The organism is Streptomyces sp. NPDC046308 (assembly GCF_055588065.1).
This window is the reverse complement of the sequence record NZ_JBVJFB010000002.1, coordinates 998,406-1,020,926: the sequence shown is the minus strand read 5'-3', so window position 1 is coordinate 1,020,926 and position 22,521 is coordinate 998,406. Positions and strand designations below refer to the sequence as shown.

At 71.5% G+C, this 22,521-nt stretch carries 21 protein-coding genes and 1 pseudogene; 10 read left to right on the top strand and 12 right to left on the bottom strand.

Annotated features, from left to right (window positions below; all coding sequences use genetic code 11):
* Nucleotides 1-46: 46 nt before the first annotated feature.
* Complete coding sequence (locus ACZ6JT_RS12060; protein WP_469209297.1) at nucleotides 47-1,603, top strand: ABC transporter substrate-binding protein; 1,557 nt, start codon at nucleotides 47-49, stop codon at nucleotides 1,601-1,603.
* 16 nt (nucleotides 1,604-1,619) lie between these two features.
* Here ACZ6JT_RS12060 and ACZ6JT_RS12055 read toward each other — a convergent pair whose 3' ends face one another.
* From ACZ6JT_RS12055 to ACZ6JT_RS12045, 3 genes are read right to left on the bottom strand one after another with little or no spacing between them, the layout of a single operon-like run.
* Complete coding sequence (locus ACZ6JT_RS12055) at nucleotides 1,620-2,372, bottom strand: TetR family transcriptional regulator (RefSeq protein WP_469209296.1); 753 nt, start codon at nucleotides 2,370-2,372, stop codon at nucleotides 1,620-1,622.
* Nucleotides 2,373-2,383: 11 nt separating this feature from the next.
* Complete coding sequence (locus ACZ6JT_RS12050) at nucleotides 2,384-2,809, bottom strand: thiol-disulfide oxidoreductase DCC family protein (protein ID WP_469209295.1); 426 nt, start codon at nucleotides 2,807-2,809, stop codon at nucleotides 2,384-2,386.
* Nucleotides 2,810-2,812: 3 nt separating this feature from the next.
* Nucleotides 2,813-3,217 (bottom strand): hypothetical protein, encoded by a 405-nt coding sequence (locus ACZ6JT_RS12045; protein ID WP_365478342.1) that lies wholly within the window; start codon nucleotides 3,215-3,217, stop codon nucleotides 2,813-2,815.
* Between the two features lie 217 nt (nucleotides 3,218-3,434).
* Here ACZ6JT_RS12045 and ACZ6JT_RS12040 point away from each other — a divergent pair, with 217 nt between their 5' ends.
* Nucleotides 3,435-4,865, top strand: a complete 1,431-nt coding sequence (locus ACZ6JT_RS12040; protein WP_469209294.1) for a family 2B encapsulin nanocompartment shell protein — start codon at nucleotides 3,435-3,437, stop codon at nucleotides 4,863-4,865.
* Nucleotides 4,866-4,911: 46 nt separating this feature from the next.
* Here the strand turns inward: ACZ6JT_RS12040 and ACZ6JT_RS12035 are convergent, their stop codons facing one another.
* From ACZ6JT_RS12035 to ACZ6JT_RS12010, 6 genes are all read right to left on the bottom strand, one after another.
* The gene (locus ACZ6JT_RS12035) at nucleotides 4,912-5,460 is read right to left on the bottom strand and encodes a hypothetical protein (protein ID WP_469209293.1); all 549 of its coding nucleotides are present in this window, start codon (nucleotides 5,458-5,460) and stop codon (nucleotides 4,912-4,914) included.
* 94 nt (nucleotides 5,461-5,554) lie between these two features.
* Nucleotides 5,555-6,322 carry a succinate dehydrogenase iron-sulfur subunit gene (locus ACZ6JT_RS12030; protein WP_362852056.1) on the bottom strand — a complete coding sequence of 256 codons (768 nt, stop codon included), beginning with the start codon at nucleotides 6,320-6,322 and terminating at the stop codon, nucleotides 5,555-5,557.
* A complete protein-coding gene (gene sdhA, locus ACZ6JT_RS12025; RefSeq protein ID WP_469209292.1) occupies nucleotides 6,322-8,076 on the bottom strand; it encodes a succinate dehydrogenase flavoprotein subunit in 1,755 nt (584 codons plus the stop codon). Before sdhA ends, ACZ6JT_RS12030 begins: the two co-directional genes overlap by 1 nt.
* Nucleotides 8,077-8,099: 23 nt before the next feature.
* Complete coding sequence (locus tag ACZ6JT_RS12020; protein ID WP_362800489.1) at nucleotides 8,100-8,600, bottom strand: succinate dehydrogenase hydrophobic membrane anchor subunit; 501 nt, start codon at nucleotides 8,598-8,600, stop codon at nucleotides 8,100-8,102.
* Nucleotides 8,601-8,605: 5 nt separating this feature from the next.
* Entirely contained in the window at nucleotides 8,606-8,986 is a 381-nt protein-coding gene (sdhC, locus tag ACZ6JT_RS12015) for a succinate dehydrogenase, cytochrome b556 subunit (protein WP_078892868.1), read from the bottom strand.
* Nucleotides 8,987-9,138: 152 nt separating this feature from the next.
* Nucleotides 9,139-9,600 (bottom strand): 2-oxo-4-hydroxy-4-carboxy-5-ureidoimidazoline decarboxylase, encoded by a 462-nt coding sequence (locus ACZ6JT_RS12010; protein ID WP_469209652.1) that lies wholly within the window; start codon nucleotides 9,598-9,600, stop codon nucleotides 9,139-9,141.
* 483 nt (nucleotides 9,601-10,083) lie between these two features.
* On the opposite strand from ACZ6JT_RS12010, the gene ACZ6JT_RS12005 reads away from it, so the two are divergent.
* Together ACZ6JT_RS12005 and ACZ6JT_RS12000 are read left to right on the top strand one after the other, a co-directional pair.
* Nucleotides 10,084-10,836, top strand: a complete 753-nt coding sequence (locus tag ACZ6JT_RS12005) for an RNA polymerase sigma factor (protein WP_469209650.1) — start codon at nucleotides 10,084-10,086, stop codon at nucleotides 10,834-10,836.
* A complete protein-coding gene (locus ACZ6JT_RS12000; RefSeq protein WP_469209291.1) occupies nucleotides 10,836-11,882 on the top strand; it encodes a hypothetical protein in 1,047 nt (348 codons plus the stop codon). Before ACZ6JT_RS12005 ends, ACZ6JT_RS12000 begins: the two co-directional genes overlap by 1 nt.
* Before the next feature lie 256 nt (nucleotides 11,883-12,138).
* Here the strand turns inward: ACZ6JT_RS12000 and ACZ6JT_RS11995 are convergent, their stop codons facing one another.
* Nucleotides 12,139-13,011, bottom strand: a complete 873-nt coding sequence (locus ACZ6JT_RS11995; RefSeq protein WP_376619527.1) for a L,D-transpeptidase family protein — start codon at nucleotides 13,009-13,011, stop codon at nucleotides 12,139-12,141.
* 179 nt (nucleotides 13,012-13,190) lie between these two features.
* On the opposite strand from ACZ6JT_RS11995, the gene ACZ6JT_RS11990 reads away from it, so the two are divergent.
* A complete protein-coding gene (locus ACZ6JT_RS11990; protein ID WP_469209290.1) occupies nucleotides 13,191-14,771 on the top strand; it encodes an acyl-CoA mutase large subunit family protein in 1,581 nt (526 codons plus the stop codon).
* 61 nt (nucleotides 14,772-14,832) lie between these two features.
* On the top strand, nucleotides 14,833-15,483 hold the full coding sequence (gene leuE / locus ACZ6JT_RS11985) for a leucine efflux protein LeuE (RefSeq protein WP_469209289.1): 651 nt from the start codon (nucleotides 14,833-14,835) through the stop codon (nucleotides 15,481-15,483).
* On the opposite strand, the gene ACZ6JT_RS11980 is transcribed toward leuE, so the two are convergent.
* Nucleotides 15,476-16,858, bottom strand: a complete 1,383-nt coding sequence (locus tag ACZ6JT_RS11980) for a polysialyltransferase family glycosyltransferase (protein WP_469209288.1) — start codon at nucleotides 16,856-16,858, stop codon at nucleotides 15,476-15,478. The two genes, leuE and ACZ6JT_RS11980, sit on opposite strands and share 8 nt — an antisense overlap.
* Nucleotides 16,858-17,838, bottom strand: coding sequence for a glycosyltransferase family 2 protein (locus ACZ6JT_RS11975; RefSeq protein WP_469209287.1), 981 nt, complete (start codon nucleotides 17,836-17,838; stop codon nucleotides 16,858-16,860). The genes ACZ6JT_RS11980 and ACZ6JT_RS11975 overlap by 1 nt, the downstream gene beginning before the upstream one ends.
* Before the next feature lie 176 nt (nucleotides 17,839-18,014).
* Between ACZ6JT_RS11975 and ACZ6JT_RS11970 the strand changes: the two genes are divergently transcribed.
* The 4 genes and pseudogenes from ACZ6JT_RS11970 (at nucleotide 18,015) to ACZ6JT_RS11955 (ending at nucleotide 22,387) form a co-directional block, all read left to right on the top strand.
* Nucleotides 18,015-19,433: a DUF6716 putative glycosyltransferase gene (locus tag ACZ6JT_RS11970; RefSeq protein WP_469209286.1), complete on the top strand. Its 1,419-nt coding sequence runs from the start codon at nucleotides 18,015-18,017 to the stop codon at nucleotides 19,431-19,433.
* Nucleotides 19,430-19,801 (top strand): annotated as a pseudogene (locus ACZ6JT_RS11965) (cytidylyltransferase domain-containing protein); the annotation flags it as partial. The gene ACZ6JT_RS11970 and the pseudogene ACZ6JT_RS11965, both read left to right, overlap by 4 nt.
* Nucleotides 19,802-20,203: 402 nt before the next feature.
* On the top strand, nucleotides 20,204-21,112 hold the full coding sequence (locus tag ACZ6JT_RS11960; protein WP_469209649.1) for an N-acetylneuraminate synthase family protein: 909 nt from the start codon (nucleotides 20,204-20,206) through the stop codon (nucleotides 21,110-21,112).
* A 51-nt stretch (nucleotides 21,113-21,163) separates the two neighbouring features.
* Nucleotides 21,164-22,387, top strand: coding sequence for a hypothetical protein (locus tag ACZ6JT_RS11955; RefSeq protein WP_469209285.1), 1,224 nt, complete (start codon nucleotides 21,164-21,166; stop codon nucleotides 22,385-22,387).
* Nucleotides 22,388-22,521 lie beyond the last annotated feature (134 nt).

The window sequence follows — 22,521 nt, the reverse complement described above, 5'->3', positions numbered from 1 at the left end:
CGGACAGTGCGGCGCTGTCAGCGGGACAAGGGGTGGGGATCACGGGATGCGGTCTGTCCGCTGGAAGATCATCGCGGCGGGGCTGGTCCTCGGCGTGGCCGGCGTGGGCGCCTGGCAGCTGCTGCCCGAGGACGGCAGCGGCCACGGCGCCATCCGGGTCGGGACGACCGACGTGGTCTCCTCCCTCGACCCCGCCGGGGCGTACGACGTCGGCTCCTGGGCCCTGTTCAGCAACGTCTACCAGTCGCTGCTGACCGTCAAGCCCGGCTCCGACGCCCCCGTGCCGGACGCCGCCGCCTCTTGCGGGTTCGTCGGCCAGAAGCTCACCACCTACCAGTGCGAGCTGCGCCCCGACGTGAGGTTCGCCGGCGGCCGCGCGATCACCGCCGAGGACGTCAAGCACTCCTTCGACCGCATCAAGGCGATCAACTCCGACCAGGGCCCGGCCCCGCTGTTCAACACCCTGGAGTCGGTCAAGGCGGAGGGCCGGACGGTCACCTTCAACCTCTCCGCCGGCGACGCGACCTTCCCCTTCAAGATCGCGACGGGTGCCGCCTCGATCGTCGACAAGGACAAGTACCCGGCGAAGTCCCTGCGCGAGGACGGCAAGGTCGACGGCTCCGGCCCGTACACCCTGGGCGCGTACAAGGCCGGTACGAGCGCCGAGCTCAAGCCCAGCACCTCGTACAAGGGGCAGGGCAAGCCCGCCCGCACTCCCGTCACGGTGAAGTACTACAAGGACTCCGCGGACCTCGACCAGGCCTGGAACGCCCGCCGGGTCGAGGTCGCCCACCGGGAGATGCCGCCGGCCGTGCTCGCCGGCCTCAACCCGGGCATGAAGGACGTCCGCTACCAGGCCGCCGGTGGCAGCGAGACCCGCTCGATGGTCTTCAACGTCCGCCCCGGCTCCGCCGCCGCGCCGCTCGCCGTCCGCCAGGCCGTCGCCGCCGTCCTCGATCGTTCCAAGGTGGCGAGCGACGTCTACCTGGGCACCGTCACCCCGCTGTACTCCCTGGTCCCGGCGGGCATCGCCGGTCACAGCACGCCCTTCTTCGACGCCTATCCGACGCCCAACGGGGCCACCGCGAAGAAGCTCCTCAAGGACGCCGGGATCAACGCCACCGTCCCGCTCACCCTGGGGGTGAACGTGCGCGGCGCGAACGTCACCGAGGCCGAGGAACTGAAGCGGCAGCTGGAGGGCACCGGGCTCTTCCAGGTGACGGTCAAGCCGGTCGAGAAGTGGGCCGACTACCAGAAGGGTTACGCGGCCGGCGAGTTCGACGTCTACACGATCGGGTGGGTCGCCGACTTCCCGGACGCGGACAACTTCCTCTCCCCGCTCGTCGGCGCCGACTCGTCCATGAACAACGGCTTCTCCGACAAGCACGTCGACGAGCTGATCACCCGGACCCAGTCCCACTCGGAGCGGGCCGACGCGGCCGCCGAGTTCCGCGACCTCCAGAAGGCGGTCGCCCAGCAGGTCCCGCTGGTGCCGATCTGGCAGAAGAAGGACTACGTGATGTCCCGCGACGCCGTCACCGGCGGCCAGTACCTCTCGGACGGCACCGGGGTCTGGCGCCTGTGGGAGCTCGACTGGCTCTGAGCCCGGCGTCCCGGGCCTACGCGGGGTCCCGCTTCGGGTCCGGCTCCGGCTCCGGGTCCGACGCCTTGCGCCGGGCCCCGGCCGTGGCCGTCTGCGCCATGCCGGGCAGGAAGTCCGCGAAGAGTTCGTGGACTTCCCGCACCAGCGGCCGCAGCACCCGGAACCGGGCCAGGACGATGCCCCGCGTCGTCAGCTGCGCGCCGCGCTCGGCGAGCCGCCGCGTCTTCTCGCTGTTCGGGGAGCGGTCGAAGACCCAGTACAGGACCAGGCCCATCTGCGAGAGCCACATGAGCTCGGGCAGTACGTCGGCCAGCTCGGCCGGCACCTTGGTCTTCGCGCCCGCCAGCACCTCGCGGTGGATGTCGATCGCCGCCTGCCGCGCCGTCTCGGATTCCGGCGAGAACGGGCTGAGCGGACTTTCCGGGTCGGCCGCGTTCTTGAAGAACTGCGAGGCGAACTCGTGGTACGGGGCCGCGATGTCCATCCAGCTGGTCAGTACGCCCGCGAGCCGCTTCTGGAGATCGGTCTCGTTGTCCAGGATGGGCCGGACCGCCGCCTGGTGTGCCGCGCCGATCCGGTCGTAGAACCCCTGGACCAGGTGTTCCTTCGATTCGAAGTAGTAGTAGGCGTTGCCGACCGAGACACCGGCCTCCTTCGCGATACCCCGCATCGTCGTCTTGTCGAAGCCGCGCTCCTGGAAGAGACGGAGCGCGGTTTCGAGGATGAGCGTGCGGGTCTGCTCGCTCTTGGGAGCCTTCTGATCAGTCACGGTGGATGAGCCTATCGGGGGACGGAACAGCGGTCGTCACAGGCCGGTCCCTCCACCCCTTCGGGCGCTCCCCCGGTCCGTACCGCCTGCCGCCAGGCGGAGGCGGTGTACATGGCCGCCCGGGCGAAGGGCCGGCCGGCCGCGGTGGCCAGCCAGTTGGCCTTCGGCCGGTGTTCGGCCAGCGCCCACAGGCACACGATGAAGGCGTCGGTCCCGGTCCACACCTGCCCCGAGTCCCCGATCACGGTGATCTCCCTCAGCGTCGACGCGTGGTCGAGCCGCGGGTACCGGCGGCGCGCCTCCCACGAGGCCGCGGGGACCAGGGCGAGCGGGACCAGCCAGTGCTGCGCGAGCAGCCAGTGCCGGATGTGGACGCAGAGCGGGCAGTTCGCGTCGTACAGGACGGTCAGCTTCCGTACCGCTGGGGTGGGGGCCACGGCTCAGGCCCCGGTCGGCGCGGTCCACCCCTGCGGGGCGACGGGCGGGGTCTGCTGGCGCTCCATGACGCCCCGGCGCCGCATCTTGTTCAGCGCGAACACGTTTCCGAGGTGCATGACCCCGAGGACCAGCAGGACGACGCCGAGCTTGACCGAGAGGGCCTCGAAGAGGCCGCGGGCGGTGTCGATCTCCTCGCTCGACCTCAGGTAGAGCGTCACGAAACCGATGTTCACCAGGTAGAAGCCGACGACGAGGAGTTGGTTGACCGCGTCCGCCAGCTTCTCGTTGCCCTGGAGGACGTCGCCGATGAAGACCCGGCCGTTGCGGCTGAGCGTCCGGGCCACCCAGACGGTGAGACCGATGCTGATCAGCAGGTAGATGACGTACGTGACCACGGTGAGGTCCATGGACCCAGCCCCCTTGAACGTGTTCAAATGCTTACGTCGTTGACTGTAGGGCCTTTTTTGAACAAGTTCAAGCGAACGGTCGGAGGCTCTTGGGGCTGGGCCGGACGGCCCCATCGCCTCACCCGGTCGTGGCGACGCCCGGCGACAGCCGCAACCACGATGCGTTACACATAGCCACCGCGAGTAACCGTCACCTGCATTCGAAAGTGAGGCGGCCATGTCGGTCGAGACAGCCCCCGGCACCCGGACCGGAACGGCGCAGCGGCAGGAACAGGAACAGCTCAGCCTGAGTACGGCGGCGGCGCGGAACCTCGCGACGACGACCAAGTCCGAACCGCAGATGCAGGGCATCAGCTCCCGCTGGCTCCTGAGGAAACTGCCCTGGGTGCACACGCCCGGCGGTGTCTACCGGGTCAACCGGAGGCTCTCGTACACGCTCGGCGACGGCCGCGTGAGCTTCGTCAAGAACGGCTCCAAGGTCCACGTCATCCCGGCGGAGCTGACCGAGCTGCCCCTGCTGCGCGGCTTCGACGACCCGCTCGCGCTCGGCGCGCTGGCCGAGAAGTTCGTGCAGAAGGAATACCAGCCCGGCCAGGTCATCGTGCAGTCGGGGAAGAAGGCCGACCACGTCTTCCTCATCGCCCACGGCAAGGTCGAGAAGATCTGCGCGGGCAAGTACGGGGACGAGAACGTCATCGGCCGCCTCGGCGACGGCGACACCTTCGGCGGCCACACCCTGGCCCGCGCCAAGGGCACCACCTGGGAGTTCACCGCCCGTGCGGCGACCGCCGTCACGATCCTCGCGCTCCCGGAGCCGGCGTACCGGGCGGTCGCCGACCAGTACGCCCACCTGCGCGCGCACGTCGCGGGCCTGAACGGCGGCCGCAACGGCTTCCGGACCAACCGGGCCGGCGAGAAGGCCATCGAACTGAGCGCCGGCCACCGCGGAGAGCACCCGCTGCCCGGCGCCTTCGCCGACTACGAGCTCGAGCCGCGCGAGTACGAGCTGAGCGTGGCCCAGACCGTGCTGAGGGTGCACACCCGCGTCGCCGACCTCTACAACCAGCCGATGAACCAGACCGAGCAGCAGCTGCGGCTCACCGTCCAGGAGCTGCGCGAGCGGCAGGAGCACGAGCTCGTCAACAACCCGGAGTTCGGGCTCCTGCACAACGCCGACTTCGACCAGCGCATCCAGACGCACTGCGGCCCGCCGACCCCGGACGACCTCGACGACCTGCTCTCCATGCGGCGCGGCACCCAATACCTGTTCGCCCACCCGAAGGCCATCGCCGCCTTCGGCAAGGAGTGCAACAAGCGCGGCATCGGTCTCGGCAGCGTGGAGGTCGACGGCCACCACATCCCCGCCTGGCGGGGGGTGCCGATCCTGCCCTGCGGGAAGATCCCGCTCACCGAGCAGCACACCTCCTCGATCATCGCGGTGCGCACCGGCGAGGACAACGAGGGCGTGATCGGCCTCTACCAGACCGGCCTGCCGGACGAGTACGAGCCGGGGCTCAACGTCCGTTTCATGGGCATCGACGAGCGGGCGGTCATCTCGTACCTCGTCACCGCCTACTACTCGGCGGCCGTCCTGGTACCGGACGCCGTCGGCGTCCTGGAGAACGTCGAGGTCCGACCGCGCGCGTGAGGGCGGGGGCGCCCGCCGGCCGGGGGCCCCGCCCCGCTCCGCCCCGTCAGAAGCTCAGAGAGCGGGCGTAGTTCACCTGGGACATCACCCACTGGTAGGAGCCCGCGTTCGTCGCCGGGATCATCGTGGAGTGGTGGCGGCCGCCGCTGGTCACCGTGACCTGGATGTAACCGGTGGTGGTCTTCTCCTTCATCAGGAGGAAGAGCAGGCCGAGCAGGCAGAAGATGAAGAAGACGATCGCGAGCACGACCGCGTGGGCCGGGATCTTCTCCTCGGTGCGCGAGAAGTCGGTCGCGTTCCACATCGCGCCCTTGAGCGGCATCGTGCCCGACGGGGTGATGATCTGGTCCCCGGCGATGGTGATGTCACCGAGGGACAGGCCGGCGCCGCCGGCCGGGGCGGCGGGGTAGCCGGGGGCCGGCAGGCCCGCGCCGCCGATGGTCGGCTGGTAGGCCGGGGCCGCCGGATAGGGCTGCGGGTATCCGTAACTGGCCTCGCCCGGACCCCACTTGTAGTCGCCCTGGCCGGGGGTGCCGGGTTGGCCGCCCTGGCCGGTGGGGTCGTTCGCGTACGGATTCGGCTGCTGCTCACTCATACGGCCGATCTTTCCACAACGAGGTGAGGCCCGTACCCCGAGAAGGGGTACGGGCCTCACGGCGGGCGCCGGACTCAGCCGGCGCTCGAAAGGATCAGAAGCGGCGCGTGATCAGGGCGCGCTTGACTTCCTGGATCGCCTTCGTGACCTCGATGCCGCGCGGGCACGCGTCGGTGCAGTTGAAGGTCGTGCGGCAGCGCCACACGCCGTCCTTGTCGTTCAGGATCTCCAGCCGCTGCTCGCCGGCCTCGTCACGCGAGTCGAAGATGAAGCGGTGCGCGTTGACGATCGCCGCCGGGCCGAAGTACTGGCCGTCGTTCCAGAACACCGGGCACGAGGACGTGCACGCGGCGCACAGGATGCACTTGGTGGTGTCGTCGAAGCGCTCGCGGTCCTCGGCGGACTGCAGGCGCTCGCGCGTCGGCTCGTTGCCCTTGGTGACCAGGAACGGCATGACGTCGCGGTACGCCTGGAAGAAGGGCTCCATGTCGACGACGAGGTCCTTCATCACCGTGAGGCCCTTGATGGCCTCGACGGTGATCGGCTTCTCCGGGTTGATGTCCTTGATCAGCGTCTTGCAGGCGAGCCTGTTCTTGCCGTTGATCCGCATCGCGTCGGAGCCGCAGATGCCGTGCGCGCACGAGCGGCGGAAGGTCAGCGTGCCGTCGAGGTCCCACTTGATCTTGTGGAGACCGTCGAGCACGCGCTCCTTCGGGTCGATCTCGACCTGGAAGTCCTGCCAGGTCGACTCCTCCGAGATCTCCGGGTTGAAGCGGCGGATCCGGAAGGTGACCGTGATGAACGGCGAGGCGGCGGCCGCCGCCTCCATCTTGTCCGTCTCGGACATGGTCGGGGTGGCCATCAGTACTTACGCTCCATCGGCTGGTAGCGGGTGACGACGACGGGCTTGTAGTCCAGCCGGACGGAGTCCTTGCCGTTGTCGCCGACCTCGCGGTACGCCATGGTGTGGCGCATGAAGTTGACGTCGTCGCGGTTCGGGTAGTCCTCGCGGTAGTGACCGCCGCGGGATTCCTTGCGCGCCAGCGCGGACACGGCCATGACCTCGGCCAGGTCGAGCAGGTTGCCCAGCTCGATGGCCTCCAGCAGGTCCGTGTTGAAGCGCTTGCCCTTGTCCTGGACGGACACGTTCTTGTAGCGCTCGCGCAGCTCCGCGATCTTCTCGACCGCGGTCTTGATGGTCTGCTCCGTGCGGAACACCATCACGTTCGCGTCCATCGTCTCCTGGAGCTCCAGACGCAGGTCGGCGACCCGCTCGTTGCCCGTGGAGTTGCGCAGGCGCTCGACGAGGTCGACGACCTGCTGCGCCGGGTTCTCGGGGAGCTCGACGTAGTCGTTCTCCTGCGAGTACCTGGCGGCGGCGATGCCGGAGCGCTTGCCGAAGACGTTGATGTCCAGCAGCGAGTTGGTGCCCAGGCGGTTCGCGCCGTGCACCGACACGCACGCGACCTCGCCGGCCGCGTACAGGCCCGGGACGACGGTGGTGTTGTCCGCCAGGACCTCACCCTCGACGTTGGTCGGGATGCCGCCCATGGCGTAGTGCGCGGTGGGCTGGATCGGGATCGGGTCCGTGTACGGCTCGATGCCCAGGTAGGTGCGCGCGAACTCGGTGATGTCCGGGAGCTTCGCGTCGAGCTGCTCCGGCGGGAGGTGCGTCAGGTCCAGGTACACGTGGTCACCGGCCGGACCGCAGCCGCGGCCCTCACGGATCTCGGTGTAGATGGAGCGCGAGACGACGTCACGGGACGCGAGGTCCTTCATGACCGGCGCGTACTTCTCCATGAAGCGCTCGCCGTCCTTGTTGCGGAGGATGCCGCCCTCACCGCGGGCGCCCTCCGTCAGCAGGATGCCCATGCGCCAGATGCCCGTCGGGTGGAACTGGAAGAACTCCATGTCCTCCAGCGGCAGGCCGCGGCGGTAGCAGGCCGCCTGGCCGTCACCCGTGAGGGTGTGCGCGTTGGAGGTCACCTTGAAGAACTTGCCGGTGCCGCCGGAGGCGTAGATGACGGCCTTGGCCTGGAACACGTGGATCTCGCCGGTGGCGAGCTCGTACGCGACCACACCGGCCGACTTCTTGACGCCGTCCTCCTCGACCAGGAGCTGGTCCAGGACGTAGAACTCGTTGAAGAACTCCACGCCCTCCTTGACGCAGTTCTGGTACAGCGTCTGGAGGATCATGTGACCGGTGCGGTCCGCGGCGTAGCAGGACCGGCGGACCGGGGCCTCGCCGTGGTTGCGCGAGTGGCCGCCGAAGCGGCGCTGGTCGATGGTGCCGTCCGGGGTGCGGTTGAACGGCAGGCCCATCTTCTCCAGGTCGAGGACCGCGTCGATGGCCTCCTTCGCCAGGATCTCGGCGGCGTCCTGGTCGACCAGGTAGTCACCACCCTTGACCGTGTCGAAGGTGTGCCACTCCCAGTTGTCCTCTTCCACGTTGGCCAGCGCGGCGGCCATGCCGCCCTGCGCGGCGCCCGTGTGGGAGCGGGTGGGGTAGAGCTTCGTCAGCACCGCGGTGCGGCTGCGCTTCGTCGACTCGATGGCGGCGCGCATGCCCGCGCCACCTGCGCCGACGATGACGGTGTCGTACTTGTGGATCTTCATTGGTTTCGCCTCAGCCCCGTTGCCTAGCGGATGTTCGGGTCGAAGGTGAAGATCACCAGCGTGCCCAGAAGGATGGTGAACACCGTGGCGGTGTAGAGCAGGCCCTTCAGCCACAGCCGCGTGTTGGCGCGCTCCGCGTAGTCGTTGATGACGGTACGCAGACCATTGGCGCCGTGCAGCATCGCCAGCCACAGCATCAGCAGGTCCCAGACCTGCCAGAACGGGGAAGCCCACCGGCCGGCCACGAAGGCGAAGCCGATCTTGGAGACGCCGCCGTCGAGCACCAGCTGGATCAGCAGGTGGCCGATGACGAGGACGACGAGCACGATGCCCGAGAGGCGCATGAAGAGCCACGCGACCATCTCGAAGTTGCCGCGGGTCGAGCGCGGGGTCTTGCCCGTGCGCTTGCGCGGGGCCTCGATGTACGGCGCCGGGTTGTCGACGTCGTAGAGCGAGACGCCGGTCACGGAGCCGCCGTCGCCGGCGCCCTTGGTCATGTCTACGGAAGAAGTGTCAGAGGACATGCGTGTCACTTCCCGAACAGTTCAAGGTAGGCGTGGCCCAGGACGGGGTACAGGGCCCCGACCATCAGCACGATCCAGATGCCCACGACGGTCCAGAGCATCTGCTTCTGGTAGCGGGGGCCCTTGGACCAGAAGTCCACGGCGATGACGCGGAGACCGTTGAGCGCGTGGAACAGGATGGCGGCGACGAGGCCGTACTCCAGCAGCGCGACGATCGGAGTCTTGTAGGTAGCCACCACGTCGTCGTACGCCTCGGGGGAGACGCGGACGAGTGCGGTGTCGAGGACGTGTACGAACAGGAAGAAGAAAATGAGGACGCCGGTGACTCGATGAGCCACCCAGGACCACATTCCTTCCCGGCCGCGGTACAACGTTCCAGCCGGCACGGAAAACCCTCCGGAAGCGGGGCGGGGGCCAGCCGGCTTCTTTGTCGGTCGGGCCCGGCCGGGTACGGTCCTCCGGCCCCGGACATCGTAGCGACGCTTTGTCGGTTCCCTTGCGCGGGGGCCATCGGTGTGATCAAACAGGCACGTACGGACTATCCCACAGGGGCGAATAGCCCGATTTCCGTGGCAGTCGGCCCATCCGTCGAGGTCAGCCAGCGTGTCAGATCCCAGAGCCGGTCCTGGGCGACACGGCGCAGCTCGTCCGCGGAGATCGAGCGCTCCTCGTCCACCTCGTGCGTCATCCTGCGGCGGATCGCCCCCAGCAGCTGGTCCGCCTGCTCCTCCGGCGGATGCCCGGCGAGGCTGATCACGAAGGCGTGGCCGAACTTCCGTTCGTACTCCGCGTGCGCCGCGTCGAGGGCCAGGAGGGCGGCGTACGGCGCGCCGTGGTCCAGCTCCGCGGAGGACTCCGCGGCCAGCGCCTCGGTCAGGTCCGCCTGCGAGAGGTCGTACGAGGCCTCGTCCGCGGCGGCGAGCAGGGCGTCCGGATTCGGGTAGGGGCGGTGGGTGGCCATCCGGTGCGCCCAGCGCCGGCTCCCGCAGCACTGCAGCAGGACGGCGTGGGCGGCTTCGGGGGACAGGGCGTTGAACCGCGCCAGTCCTGAGCCGTGAGAAGGGTCGGGGCAGCCGCGGGCCTGTGCCGGAAGGTGGCTGGACAGCGAGGGCTCCTCGGGGCGCGGCGCGGGTGTACCGCCACGCTAGCGACGGGAGGCAGGGTGTGTCGTACCCATCTGGGGATTTCACCCGGAAGTGAGCCGAAAGGATGACGTGAGCGCCACAGCCAGGCCCGGGAGGTCGTCCGGGAGGGGGAGGGCGACCGAGGCCGCCACCCCCCACAGGAGAGGCCCCGGCCGCCATCCGTCACGGACTCGTGCGACAAGCCCGTACCCCTGTCAGCGCCCCGGGTGCGTTTTGTGTCACACCTCGCTCCGCACAGGGTTGGTTGCACGTTGTATCACTCGTGGACGGGAGGTGCTTGAAAGCCGTAACGTGCTGATTTGCGCCACACGTACAGGACAGTGAACGGGTTGGGGACTTTGCTGGGGGACGACGCGGAGCTGACCGCCGCGGTGCTCGCGGCACAGGACGGCGACGAGAACGCGTTCCGTGCTGTGTACCGCGCCGTGCACCCACGCCTGCTCGGATACGTACGCACGCTCGTCGGAGACGGCGACGCGGAGGACGTGACCTCCGAGGCCTGGCTGCAGATCGCCCGCGACCTCGACTCCTTCACCGGCGACGCCGACCGCTTCCGCGGCTGGGCCGCCCGCATCGCGCGCAACCGGGCCCTCGACCACATCCGCATGCGCGGGCGCCGTCCCGCCATCGGCGGCGACGACACCGAGCTGACGGCGTGGGCCGCCGACTGCGACACCGCGGGCGCGGCGATGGAGTCCCTCTCCACCGGCCGGACCATGGCGCTCATCGCCCGGCTCCCGCAGGACCAGGCCGAGGCCGTCGTCCTGCGGGTCGTGGTCGGGCTCGACGCCAAGAGCGCGGCCGAGACCCTCGGCAAGCGCCCCGGCGCCGTACGCACCGCAGCGCACCGGGGCCTGAAGAAGCTGGCCGAGCTGCTCGGCGAGGAGGGCTCGGACGGCGGCTTCGGGCCGGACCCGGGCACCGGCGCGGAGCCGGACGCGGCGGTCGGCCATAATGCCGGTGGCCAGCCGTGGGACGGCGGGGGCGGGAGGGATCTCGACGCCGTGCCCGCGCAACGCGGCCGAGGTGGGGGCTTCGTAGAACAAACCGGTGTGACGCATTCACGTTGGCGGACGCAGAAGGACATGTGATGGCCGACGAGCGCAACAGGTGGCTGGACCAGGCCGCGGCGGACAGACTCCTGCGCGGCGAACCGGCGGAACCTGTGGGGCCGGCCGGCGCGGAACCGCGTGCCCGCGTCGAGGCCGCGCGACTGCGCGCCGCGCTGGACGCCCTGGAAGCCCTGGGCGCGGGCGGCGAGCTGCCGCCCGCGGGCACCGAACTGCCCGGCGAGGCCGCGGCCGTGGCCGCCTTCCGCACGGCGCGCGCCGCCGGCCCCTCCGTACAGCGGTCGGACCGCACCGCGACGGCGGGATCCGTCGAGACCGTGGTCGATCTCGGCCGTCTCGTCCCCTCCTTCGCCCCCGCGCCCCGGCGCGCCCGGACCGTGAGCTTCGCTCTGGCGGCCGCTCTGGCGAGCGTCGCCGTCGGCGGCCTCGCCGCCGCGGCGGGCGCCGGGCTGCTGGACCGCGGCCGGCACGACACGGCGGGTCCCGGGCCGGCGATGTCCGTCAGCGCCGGCGAGAACGCGGAGCCGGGCATCGGCAGCGGAGCCCCGACGCTCACCCCGAAGCTGTTGCCCACCCCGCCGCCGAACGGCTCGAATTCGACGCTCACCCCGGGTCCCACCCAGTCCCCGGGCCCGGACGGACGCACGGTGCCGGGCACCGTGGCCGGCGCCGACGCCTCGTCGGGCGCCTCGGGCACCGGCGGCGCGGGCAAGGACACCGGCGGCGACCGGAGCGCCGCGGGCGCCGCGGGCGGCAAGGACCAGGACCGGGACACCTTCGGTGGCGGGGAGACCGTCAAGGACCGCGAGCGGCGCGAGCGGGAGACCCTGCTCAAGGCGCTCGACCTCTGCCAGGACTACCGCTCGGGACGCCTCGACGACGACCGCCGCGAACGGCTCTCCCGCCTGGCCGACGGGCTCACCCGGATCCCGGACTACTGCAAGTCGGTGCTGGACGGGCCCGGCGGCAAGCGCCGCGACACCCCGCTCGGGGACGGGACGCTCAAGGCCCCGACCCTGGCCCCGGCGCTTCCGCAGGGGTCGACGGGCCTGCGCACCGGCCTCTGACACATGTGCTGACCCGCCTGTAACACTTTCCGAACCGGCGGCGCAGTACATATCGAGCCGACTGGTCATCGGCCGCGCATGAGCCGGGGTTCCCCCCGTACCCCTGGGCTCTGCGCAACCGGCGCGGGCGGGGCACGTTCCCCCGGCCCTGCCCGCGCCCTTTACCTCGACCCCGGCGGCTAGGCCGCGAAACGACAAGGCCTTCGACCGGATCCCGGTCGAAGGCCTTCTGCGTGGGCTCGTGGGGCCGCGCGCGTCACCAGTAGACGACGACCTTGTCGCCCACGTTCACCTGGCCGAAGAGCGACGACAGCTTGCCCTTGTCGCGGACGTTCACGCAGCCGTGCGAGGCGCCGGCGTAGCCGCGGGCCGCGAAGTCGGCCGAGTAGTGCACGGCCTGGCCGCCGCTGAAGAACATCGAGTACGGCATGGACGTGTGGTAGAGCGTGGACGTCCACTCCTTCTCCTTGCGGTCCACCTTGAAGACGCCCTCACGGGTCGGGGTGTTCTCCGAACCGAAGCGCACGTCCATGGTGGAGATGACCTTGCCGTCGATCATCCAGGCGAGGGTGCGGCTCTCCTTGCTGATGCACATGACCCGGCCCTCCATGCAGCGCGGGTCCGGCGCGTCGACCTCGTTGACGGTCGGCGGGCGCAGTTCGTCGGCGGTGGGCTTCTTGCTGGCGCTCTGGATCTTCTTCCAGGTGGCCTCGTCGACGGAACCGGTCGCGGTCAGACCGTTCTTCGACTGGAAGGACTTGACGGCGGCCGTGGTCTTCGAGCCGTAGAAACCGGTCGGCGCCACCGACATCAGCTTCAGCTGCCGCAGGCGGGCCTGGAGCTCGCGCACCTGGTCGGTGTCGTCCCCGTTGGCCATGATCTGCTTCACCGTGGGCGAAGGAGAGGCCGACGGGGAGGCCGACGCGGAGGCCGACGGCGACGGCGAGGCCTCGGCGGGCTTGTTGTCGGTGGTCGGGGAGGCTTCGGGAGTGGCGCCCGCCGTGGGCGAGGACGGAGCCGAAGGAGTGGAGCCGGCGGACTCCGACTTCTGCGGCCCGCAGGCGGTCGCGGCGAGCGCGACGGCGGCGGCCACCCCGATCGTGCGGATTATGAATCTCTGGCGCTGCATTGCAGTCCCCCGGTTTCTACGTCGTGTATCTAGGTGATGCCTGGCGCGCGCGGAGAGTTGCACCGGGCCACGGGATGTTGCGCCATTGTGACCAGCAGCCGTCCGCGGCCTTACGAAGCGATGTGCGGGCAAGGTTGTACCAGCCCCGGGCCCGGTAGCTCTACGGAGGTCTTCGTCACATGGCACGCACCGAGAGCGGACTCCCGATCGAACCCGTCTACGGACCCGGCGACCTGACGGGGTGGGACCCCGCGGCCGCCCTGGGCGAACCGGGTGAATTCCCCTACACCAGGGGGATTTATCCGAACATGTACACCGGACGCCCGTGGACGATGCGGCAGTACGCCGGCTTCGGCACGGCCGCCGAGTCCAACGCCCGCTACCGGCAGCTCATCGCGGGCGGCGGCACCGGACTGTCCGTGGCCTTCGACCTGCCGACCCAGATGGGGCACGACTCCGACGCCCCGCTCGCGCACGGCGAGGTCGGCAAGGTCGGGGTCGCCGTCGACTCGCTCGACGACATGCGGACCCTGTTCGACGGGATCCCGCTCGACCGGGTCTCCACCTCCATGACCATCAACGCACCCGCCGCGCTGCTCCTGCTGCTCTACCAACTGGTCGCGGAGGAACAGGGCATTCCGGGCGGGCAGCTGACGGGCACGGTCCAGAACGACGTCCTGAAGGAGTACATCGCGCGGGGCACCTACATCTTCCCGCCCGAGCCCTCGCTGCGGCTGACGGCCGACACCTTCCGCTACTGCCGGGCCGAGATCCCCAAGTGGAACACCATCTCCATCTCCGGCTACCACATGGCCGAAGCCGGGGCCTCGCCCGCGCAGGAGGTGGCCTTCACCCTCGCCGACGGCATCGCCTACGTCCGTACGGCCCTGGCCGCCGGCATGGCGGTCGACGAGTTCGCGCCCCGGCTCTCCTTCTTCTTCGTCTCCCGCACCACCCTCCTGGAGGAGGTCGCGAAGTTCCGCGCCGCCCGGCGGATCTGGGCCCGCGTCATGCGCGAGGAGTTCGGGGCGCGCGATCCGAAGTCGCTGATGCTGCGCTTCCACACCCAGACGGCCGGGGTCCAGCTGACCGCGCAGCAGCCCGAACTGAACCTCGTACGGGTGGCCGTGCAGGCGCTCGCCGCCGTCATGGGCGGCACCCAGTCCCTGCACACCAACTCCTTCGACGAGGCCATCGCGCTGCCGACCGAGAAGTCCGCCCGCCTCGCGCTGCGCACCCAGCAGGTCCTGGCGTACGAGACGGACGTGCCGCACACCGTGGACCCCTTCGCCGGGTCGTACGCGGTGGAGCGGATGACCGACGAGCTGGAGGCGGCCGCGCTCGCGCTGATGCGGCGGGTCGAGGAGCAGGGCGGGGCGGTGGCCGCGATCGAGAACGGCTTCCAGAAGGGCGAGATCGAGCGCAACGCCTACCGCATCGCGCAGGAGACCGAGAGCGGGGAGCGGGTGGTGGTCGGCGTCAACCGGTTCGCGCTGGACCGGGAGGAGCCGTACGAGCCGCTGCGCGTGGACCCGGCCATCGAGGCGCGGCAGTGCGCGGCGCTGGTGCGGCTGCGGGCGGAGCGGGACGCGGCGGCGGTGACGGCGGCGCTCGGAGCGCTGCGGGAGGCGGCCGCGGGAACGGCGAACGTGCTGTACCCGATGAAGGAGGCGCTGCGGGCGCGGGCCACGGTGGGGGAGGTGTGCGGGGCGCTGAGGGAGGTGTGGGGGACGTACGAGCCGACGGATTCCACATGGTGACCCTGCGCATGTGGAGAGGGCTCTGGACTGTCAGGGGTGTCCCCATGGGACACTCCTGCACATGCTGGGTGTCACCGATCTGCCGACGTACCTCGCCGGCCTCGTACTGATCATTCTCCTGCCGGGTCCGAACTCGCTGTACGTGCTCTCCGTCGCCGCCCGGCGCGGGGTGCGCACCGGATACAAGGCCGCCGCCGGCGTGTTCACCGGCGACGCCGTGCTGATGCTGCTGACCGCCGTGGGCGCCGGAGCGCTGCTGCGGGCCAGCCCCGTCGTGTTCACCGTGGTGAAGTTCCTCGGCGCCGGGTACCTGGCCTGGCTGGCCGTGGGGATGATGCGCGGTGCCTGGGCGCTGTGGCGCACGCGCCGGGAGCGGGACGAGGCGCGGGCCGCCGCGCCCGCCGAGGCGGGCGAGAACGAGCGGCCCTACCGGCGGGCGCTGCTGATCAGCCTCCTCAACCCGAAGGCCATCCTCTTCCTGATGTCCTTCTTCGTGCAGTTCGTAGACCCGTCCTACGCCTACCCGGCCCTGTCGTTCCTGGTCCTCGGCGGCCTGCTGCAGACCGGCAGCTTCGTCTACCTGACGCTGCTGATCTTCGGCGGCACCCGGCTCTCGGAGGCCTTCCGCCGGCGCAAGCGGCTGTCGGCCGGGGCCACCTCGGCGGCGGGCGTGCTCTTCCTCGGCTTCGCGGCCAAGCTCGCGGTCAGCTGAGGGCGCGGCGCACCCGGCCGAGCCGCCGGACGGCCCGGCGCACCGCGCGGCTGCGCGGCAGGAACGAGAGCTGCGCCGGGATGCCGCCCGGCAGGCCCAGCGAGGTCAGCCGGCGCCGGGTGAAGTACCGCCGGGTGCGCGCGTCCAGGTGCTGGGCCAGGTAGGCCTCGGCCGCCGGCCGGCGCGCGGCCAGGATCTGCGGCTGCATGGTGAACCCGACGGCCGTCAGCAGCGCGGCCGGCTCCGCCCGGACCTGCTCCGGCGTCGGGGGCGTCCAGGCGCGCACGGCCTCCGCGTCGGCGAGGTCCGGGAGCAGGGCGTCCACCAGGGCCAGCGGCACCCGGTTGCTGTTCGGGTACGGGGTCAGGCGGGCCAGGACCGCATCCGTGCCGGTCCGCGCCACCGGGAGCCCGTACAGGGTCGCGGCGGTGAGCAGGCCGGTGGAGAAGCAGCCGACGACCAGCGCCGGACGCAGCCGCTGGTACACGGTCTCGGCCAGCACCGGCGCGGCGATCACGGTCAGCCGCGCGCCCAGCCGCTCGGCCTCCTCCTCGGCCCGGCGGGAGTACGCGGCCGGGGCGCCGGGGTGCGGTTTGAAGACCAGTTCGCGGTGGCCCAGGGCGTGCGCGCCCCGGACCATCGACACGTGGAGCTCCTCCTCCTCGGCCGGGGTCATCAGGTCGAGCGCCGACAGGTACTGGCCCAGGAGCAGCGCGGGGGGCTGCGCCCCGGGGGCCTCGGTGGACCCGGGCGCCTCGGGGGTCTCGGTCGCATCGGGGGTCTCGGTCGCATCGGCGAGCTCGGCGAGGACCTTGCGGAAGGACTCGGTGGCCACCAGCTCCTCCCGCGCCCCGAACTCCGTCAGCAGCAGCGGCTTCAGCCCCGGGACCAGGTCCAGGTGCAGGACCCGACGCACCCGCATCCCGAGCTGCGGGTCGAGCCGGAAGCGGGTGGGCCCGTAGCTCATCAGCCCGTCGGCGTAGACGTCGACCGCCGCGCCCGGGAAGAGCCGGCACAGGGTCTGGGCCGGCGGCACCTGCAGGGACTCCACGACCAGCTCGACGCGGTCCTCGCCGAGGCCCCACAGGGAGCGCAGCTGCCGTTCCCAGATGGGGACGTCCTCCGCGCGCGGGGCCCAGGTGCTCGGGTGCTGCGGCTCGATGACCCGGTTCCAGTCGAGCACCTCGTCGAAGCGGGGGCGCAGGGCGGTGAAGCCGGGCATGTCCGCGACCCCGGGGGTGACCTCGGCGGTGACGGCGTGGTTGCTGGTCAGCAGGATCCGGCGGCCGGCGGGCGGGAAGGCGCCCGCGTCGATGCCCGCCGCGAGCGTGGCCGCGCCGTAGAGGGTGGAGGCCAGAAAGATCTGGGTGGGCATCAGGCGGCCGCTCCCGACGGGGTGCGGCGGCTGCCGCGCACGCGCCGCAGCAGGGTGGAGCGTTCGATGTCCATCGAGTCCAGGACCCGGTCCAATACGTCCTGGGGCATGCGGCCGAGCGCGGCCGCGCTCATCCAACGGAGTTTCTTGGCCACGGCCGGTTCGAACCTTTCGATGGATCCGAAATGGTGCGCGATAACAGCGCAATACGTTCGGACGGCTTTCGGGAGCAGTAGCCCGGATTCCCGGTCCGCGATGACATCCGCCAGTACTTGATCAAATGCGCGGATGAAATCGAGCTGCCGTTCGTCCCCGATCTGCGTCAGGGACGTGGAAACCCCGCGCCGGTAGAAGATCCCGGGCAGGCCCACCACGGCGAAGGACTCCGCCTCCCGGTGCAGCCGCCAGATCCACGGCCGGTCCTCGGCCGTCCGCAGCCCGTCGGTGAAGTGCAGCACCCCGCGCTCCAGGAGCCGCCGGTGGTACATGCCGGCCCAGGCGTACGGATAGTCCACCGAGGTGGCCCGGTCGGCGGGCAGGATGGCGGTCCGCGGATCGGCGACGACCGACTGCGGGCCGTGGGGGACGCGCTGCACGCTCCGCGTCCTGCCCGTGCACCGCACATGGTCGGTGCGGACGAAATCGCAGCTCAGGGCCTCTATGGCGGCCAGCGTCCGGGCCAGGTGGCCGGGGGCCAGCCAGTCGTCCCCGTCCAGGAAGGTGACGTACTCGCCGCGGGCCGCGTCCAGGCCGGTGTTCCGTGCGGTGGCCAGACCGCCGTTCCGCTCGTGTCCGAGGTGCACCGCCCCGGGCAGCTCGCGCGCCGCCCGCTCCAGCAGGCCGGGCGTCCCGTCCGTCGAGCAGTCGTCGACGAGCAGGAACTCGAAATCCTCCCGGGCGTTGAGTTCGAGACTCTTCAGGGCATCCGGTGCGTACGTCTGCACGTTGTAGAACGGCACGACAACAGAGAGCTTGGGCACCCGCGAGACATTAGGGCGCCCCCCGGCATTCACCGTGGCCCGGATGCGGATTCCATGTGAACGGCGCGGGGCGGGCGAGTTAACCCGTGCGCTTTCGCATTTCGTCGACGCGTTGTTAACCCGCTGTTGTGCGTTCGTTGGGCCGATCACCGAAATTGCGCAATAGCTTCTGCCGCGTGCCAGAACGCAAACGCGTCGCCGTACTCGCCGATTCCGATACGCGATGGAAATGGGGCGCACTCACCGCCCGCCGTCTCGTCCCCGACCACCAGCTCACCGGATACCTGCTGCGCGGCCGCGCCACCCCCACCGCGCGCCAGCTCGGTGAGGTGGGGGTGCGGGCCGACCGGCTGTCCGAGGTGACCTGCGCGCAGTTCCTCGCCGAGATCGAGCGGGAGCACTACGACGTGGTCGTCCTCGCCCTCGTCGGCGGAGCCGTCCAGGCCGTCCTGCACGGGGCCCGCGCCCTGTGGCCGAAGGCCGCGAAGCGGCCCGTCCTCGTCACCGGATACGTGGGCGTCGTGTACGAGAAGCTGGCCGACGGGCTGCTGCTGCGGCACGGGGCCGACCTCGTCCTCGCCAACTCCCGCCACGACGCGGAGCGTTTCCGCGCCGTATACGAGGGGGTCGGCGCGGATGCAGGAGCCGTCACCGAGACCGCGCTGCCCTTCCTGGGCGGGGCGCCGTACGAGCCGGCCGGGAGCAGGGCCCACACGGTGGTCTTCGCCGTCCAGCCCTCCGTGCCCGACAGCCGCGCCGACCGCACCTACCTGCTGGAACGGGCCGCCGCGCACGCCCGGCTGCACCCCGACCGGGAGGTGCTGATCAAGCTGCGCAGCAAGCCCGGGGAGCACACCACGCACCTGGAGGAGCAGCCGTACCAGCGGCTCGCGGAAAAGGTCCCGGGCGGACTGCCCGCCAACTGCCGCCTCGTGTACGGGAACATGGGCGAGGTGCTGGACGGCGCCGACCTGCTGGTCACCGTCTCCTCCACCGCCGCCCTGGAGTCCCTGCACCGGTCCATCCCGACGGCGATCCTCACCGACCTCGGCATCCGCGAGGCCCTAGGCAACCACCACTTCCTGGGCTCCGGCTGCCTGGCCTCCTGGGACCAGCTCGACTCCGGGCTCCTCCCGGAGGCCGACCCGCTCTGGCTCGCGGCCCAGGGCGTACTCCCGGACCCGGCCGAACCGGCCGCCGCCGCGGGCCCGTCGGCCGATCCGGCCGGGGCCGCGCGCCCGTCGGCCGAGTCGGTCGGGGCCGCGCGTTCGCCCGCCGAGCCCGCCGCAGGCGGCCCGCACGACGCCTACGCCGTCGCCCGGGCGAAGGTCGCCGGGCTGGTGGCCGCGACCCGGCTGCCCGCCCCCGCCCCGTACTACACGCTCACCACCGCCCCCCGGTACCTGCCCGGGATCCTCGCCCGGCACCACCTCGCCCCCGACGGCACCCCGCTGCCCGGCGCGGCGAGCCCGGCGGCGGGGGAGTCCCGGCTGCGCCGCCGGCTCCGCGCCCACCTGCGCGAGGCCGCCCGCGGCGCGTACCGGCACGGCGTGCAGCGCGTCGCCCCCGTGATCCGCAGGCTGGGGGAGCTGTGAGCCCCCGCGTCCTCGCCGTGATCCCCGCCCGCGGCGGCTCCAAGGGAGTCCCGGGCAAGAACCTCGCCGAGGTGGCCGGCATCCCGCTCGTCGCGCGCGCCGTCCGGGCCTGCCGCTCCGCGCCGACCGTCACCGACGTGGTGGTCTCCACGGACTCCGACGCCATCGCCGCGGCCGCCCGCGCCGCCGGGGCCGCCGTGATCGCCCGCCCCACCGCGATCTCCGGCGACACCGCGAGCAGCGAGGCCGCCCTCATGCACGCGCTCGCCGCCTTCGAGGAACTCCACTCCGTCAGCGTGGACGTGGTCCTCCTCGTCCAGTGCACGAGCCCGTTCCTCACCACCTCCGACGTCGAGTCGGTCGCCGTCGCCGTCGCCTCCGGCGCGGCCGACTCGGCCCTGACCGTGGCCCCCTTCCACGGCTTCCTCTGGCGCTGCCGGGCCGACGGCTCCGGCGCCGGGGTCAACCACGACCAGGCGTACCGCCCCCGGCGCCAGGACCGGCCGCAGGACCTGCTGGAGACCGGCGCCGCCTACGCGATGCACGCCGACGGCTTCCGCGCCGCCCGCCACCGCTTCTTCGGCCGCACCCTCCCCGTCGCCACCGACCCCTCCCGGGTCCTGGAGATCGACGACCCGCACGACCTGGAACGCGCCCGCCTGCTCGCGCCCCTGCTCGACCCGCACCCCGCACCGCATCCACCCCCCGAGCCACACCCCGACCCGCAGCCCCCACCCCGTACGCCCCCGCACCGAAGGACTTCCCCTGCCATGACCTCCACCCCGGACCCCCGCCTGCGCACCCTCGGAGCGCGCACCGCGGGCCCCGGCCGCCCCGTCTACGTCGTCGGCGAGATCGGCATCAACCACAACGGCGACCTCGGCAACGCCTTCGCCCTCATCGACGCCGCCGCCGAAGCCGGCTGCGACGCCGTGAAGTTCCAGAAGCGCACCCCGGAGATCTGCACCCCGCGCGACCAGTGGGACATCGAACGCGACACCCCCTGGGGCCGGATGACCTACATCGACTACCGCCACAAGGTCGAGTTCGGCGAGGACGAGTACCGCGCCATCGACGAGCACTGCGCCAAGCGCGGCATCGACTGGTTCGCCTCCCCGTGGGACACCGAGGCCGTCGCCTTCCTGGAGAAGTTCGACGTCCCCGCCCACAAGGTGGCCTCCGCCTCCCTCACCGACGACGAGCTGCTGCGCTCCCTGCGCGCCACCGGCCGCACCGTCGTGCTGTCCACCGGCATGTCCACCCCGCACCAGATCCGCCACGCGGTGGAGGTGCTCGGCAGCGCCAACATCCTGCTCTGCCATGCCACTTCCACCTACCCGGCCAAGCCCGAGGAGCTCAACCTGCGGGTCATCAACACCCTGCGGGACGAGTACCCCAACGTCCCGATCGGCTACTCCGGCCACGAGACGGGCCTGCAGACCACCCTCGCCGCCGTCGCCCTCGGCGCCACCTTCGTCGAGCGCCACATCACCCTCGACCGCGCGATGTGGGGCTCCGACCAGGCCGCCTCCGTCGAGCCCGGCGGCCTGGCCCGCCTGATCCGCGACATCCGCACCATCGAGACCGCCCTCGGCGACGGCGTCAAGCGGGTCTACCAGTCCGAGCTCGGCCCCATGAAGAAGCTCCGCCGCGTACGGGGCGAGCTGGCAGCCGTCTGACCTCCGGTCCTCCGGCGCGTACGCGTTCCGCCCCCCGACAAGGAGCACGTGGTGACCCCCTCCGCCTCCACCCTGGCGTTCGTCGAGAGCCCGGTCCAACTCCTCAACGTCCTGGAGTGGGCGTACGCGCGCAGCGCCCCGGCGGGCCCCGGCCCGCAGCAACCGCAGCCGGACGGCGTCCCGCGCCAGCGCGGGCCCCGCTCCGGCGGGGCGGAACCCGGCCCGGACCGGGCCCGGGCGCAGGGGGACGGCGGGGCCGGGCCGGCCGCCGCACCCGCTCCGGCGGGCGCGGGGTCCCCCCTGAGGATCGTCGTCCTGCCGCCCACCGACCCCATGTCCCGGGGCCAGCTGCGCCGGATGGCCGCGCTGGCGCGGGACGAGGGGTACGAGGTGTGCTGGCAGGAGGCGCGCGGCAGCCGGTTCGCGCCGCTGAAGGCGCTCGCCGCGCTGGCGCGCGACGTCCGCGCGGCACGCACGGTCGTCATCGGCGACCCCTTCTCGCGCTACGTGCAGCTGCTGCTCACCCTCGTGCGCGGCGAAGAGCTCGTCGTGGTCGACGACGGCACCGCCACCATGGAGTTCGTCGCCCAGACCGCCCGCGGCGAACGCCTCGTACGCTGGCACCGGGTCGGCGGCGGCGGACTGCCCGGCCGGGTCCGCGAGCTGGCGTACGCACCGGTCTCGGCCACCGCGCGCCGCCGCTTCACCCCCGTCCGGGGGCGCGGGCACCGCGTCGAGGTGTTCAGCTCGATGCCCGTCACCGCCCACGGCGCCATGACCCTGCGGGTCAACGACTTCGCCTGGACCCGCGCCCGCTTCGGCCCGCCCCGCCTGACCAAGGGCACCGATCTGGTCGGCACCTCGCTGGTGGAGACGGGTGTGGTGGACCCGGCCCGCTACCTGGAGGCGGTGCGCGCCCTCACCCTGGAGCACGGAGCCACCCGCTACTTCGCGCACCGCCGCGAGTCCCCCGAGAAGCTGCGCGCGCTGAGCCGGGCGACCGGGCTGGAGATCGTGCGCCCGGACCTGCCGCTGGAGCTGATCGCGCGGCGCGGTCCCGTCGGCCGGACGATCGTCAGCTTTCCGTCCACCGTCGTCCACACGCTGCCGTACGCCCTGACCGGTACCGGTGTGACCGTCGCCGTATGCGATGTGGACCCGGCCTGGCTCACCGGCTCCGCGTCCCCGCGCGCCCGCAGCTTCCTCGCCGGGGTCACCGACACCGCCCGTGATGTGCGCAGACTCCCTGCCCAGGCGGCTCCTACGGCCGGATGAGCGCGCGAGTTTACCCCCAGGGGCACCCGGTCATGCGCCAGAGGCCGTGTTTCTTTCCCCTAACGGCATGAACTTTTGTGGATCCCCGGCCAGTTGACCCGTCCGTGCGCCTACCCTTCAACGGGTGAACCAGT

Excerpts from the sequence above, each read along its gene's own strand:
- ACZ6JT_RS12020 (WP_362800489.1), bottom strand. The coding sequence starts at position 8,600 with ATGTCCTCTGACACTTCTTCCGTAGACATGACCAAGGGCGCCGGCGAC.
- ACZ6JT_RS12060 (WP_469209297.1), top strand. The coding sequence starts at position 47 with ATGCGGTCTGTCCGCTGGAAGATCATCGCGGCGGGGCTGGTCCTCGGC.
- ACZ6JT_RS12030 (WP_362852056.1), bottom strand. The coding sequence starts at position 6,322 with ATGGCCACCCCGACCATGTCCGAGACGGACAAGATGGAGGCGGCGGCC.
- ACZ6JT_RS11990 (WP_469209290.1), top strand. The coding sequence starts at position 13,191 with ATGGCACGCACCGAGAGCGGACTCCCGATCGAACCCGTCTACGGACCC.
- ACZ6JT_RS11995 (WP_376619527.1), bottom strand. The coding sequence starts at position 13,011 with ATGCAGCGCCAGAGATTCATAATCCGCACGATCGGGGTGGCCGCCGCC.
- ACZ6JT_RS12035 (WP_469209293.1), bottom strand. The coding sequence starts at position 5,460 with ATGAGTGAGCAGCAGCCGAATCCGTACGCGAACGACCCCACCGGCCAG.
- sdhA (WP_469209292.1), bottom strand. The coding sequence starts at position 8,076 with ATGAAGATCCACAAGTACGACACCGTCATCGTCGGCGCAGGTGGCGCG.
- ACZ6JT_RS12040 (WP_469209294.1), top strand. The coding sequence starts at position 3,435 with ATGTCGGTCGAGACAGCCCCCGGCACCCGGACCGGAACGGCGCAGCGG.
- ACZ6JT_RS12000 (WP_469209291.1), top strand. The coding sequence starts at position 10,836 with ATGGCCGACGAGCGCAACAGGTGGCTGGACCAGGCCGCGGCGGACAGA.
- leuE (WP_469209289.1), top strand. The coding sequence starts at position 14,833 with ATGCTGGGTGTCACCGATCTGCCGACGTACCTCGCCGGCCTCGTACTG.
- ACZ6JT_RS12045 (WP_365478342.1), bottom strand. The coding sequence starts at position 3,217 with ATGGACCTCACCGTGGTCACGTACGTCATCTACCTGCTGATCAGCATC.
- ACZ6JT_RS11980 (WP_469209288.1), bottom strand. The coding sequence starts at position 16,858 with ATGCCCACCCAGATCTTTCTGGCCTCCACCCTCTACGGCGCGGCCACG.
- ACZ6JT_RS11960 (WP_469209649.1), top strand. The coding sequence starts at position 20,204 with ATGACCTCCACCCCGGACCCCCGCCTGCGCACCCTCGGAGCGCGCACC.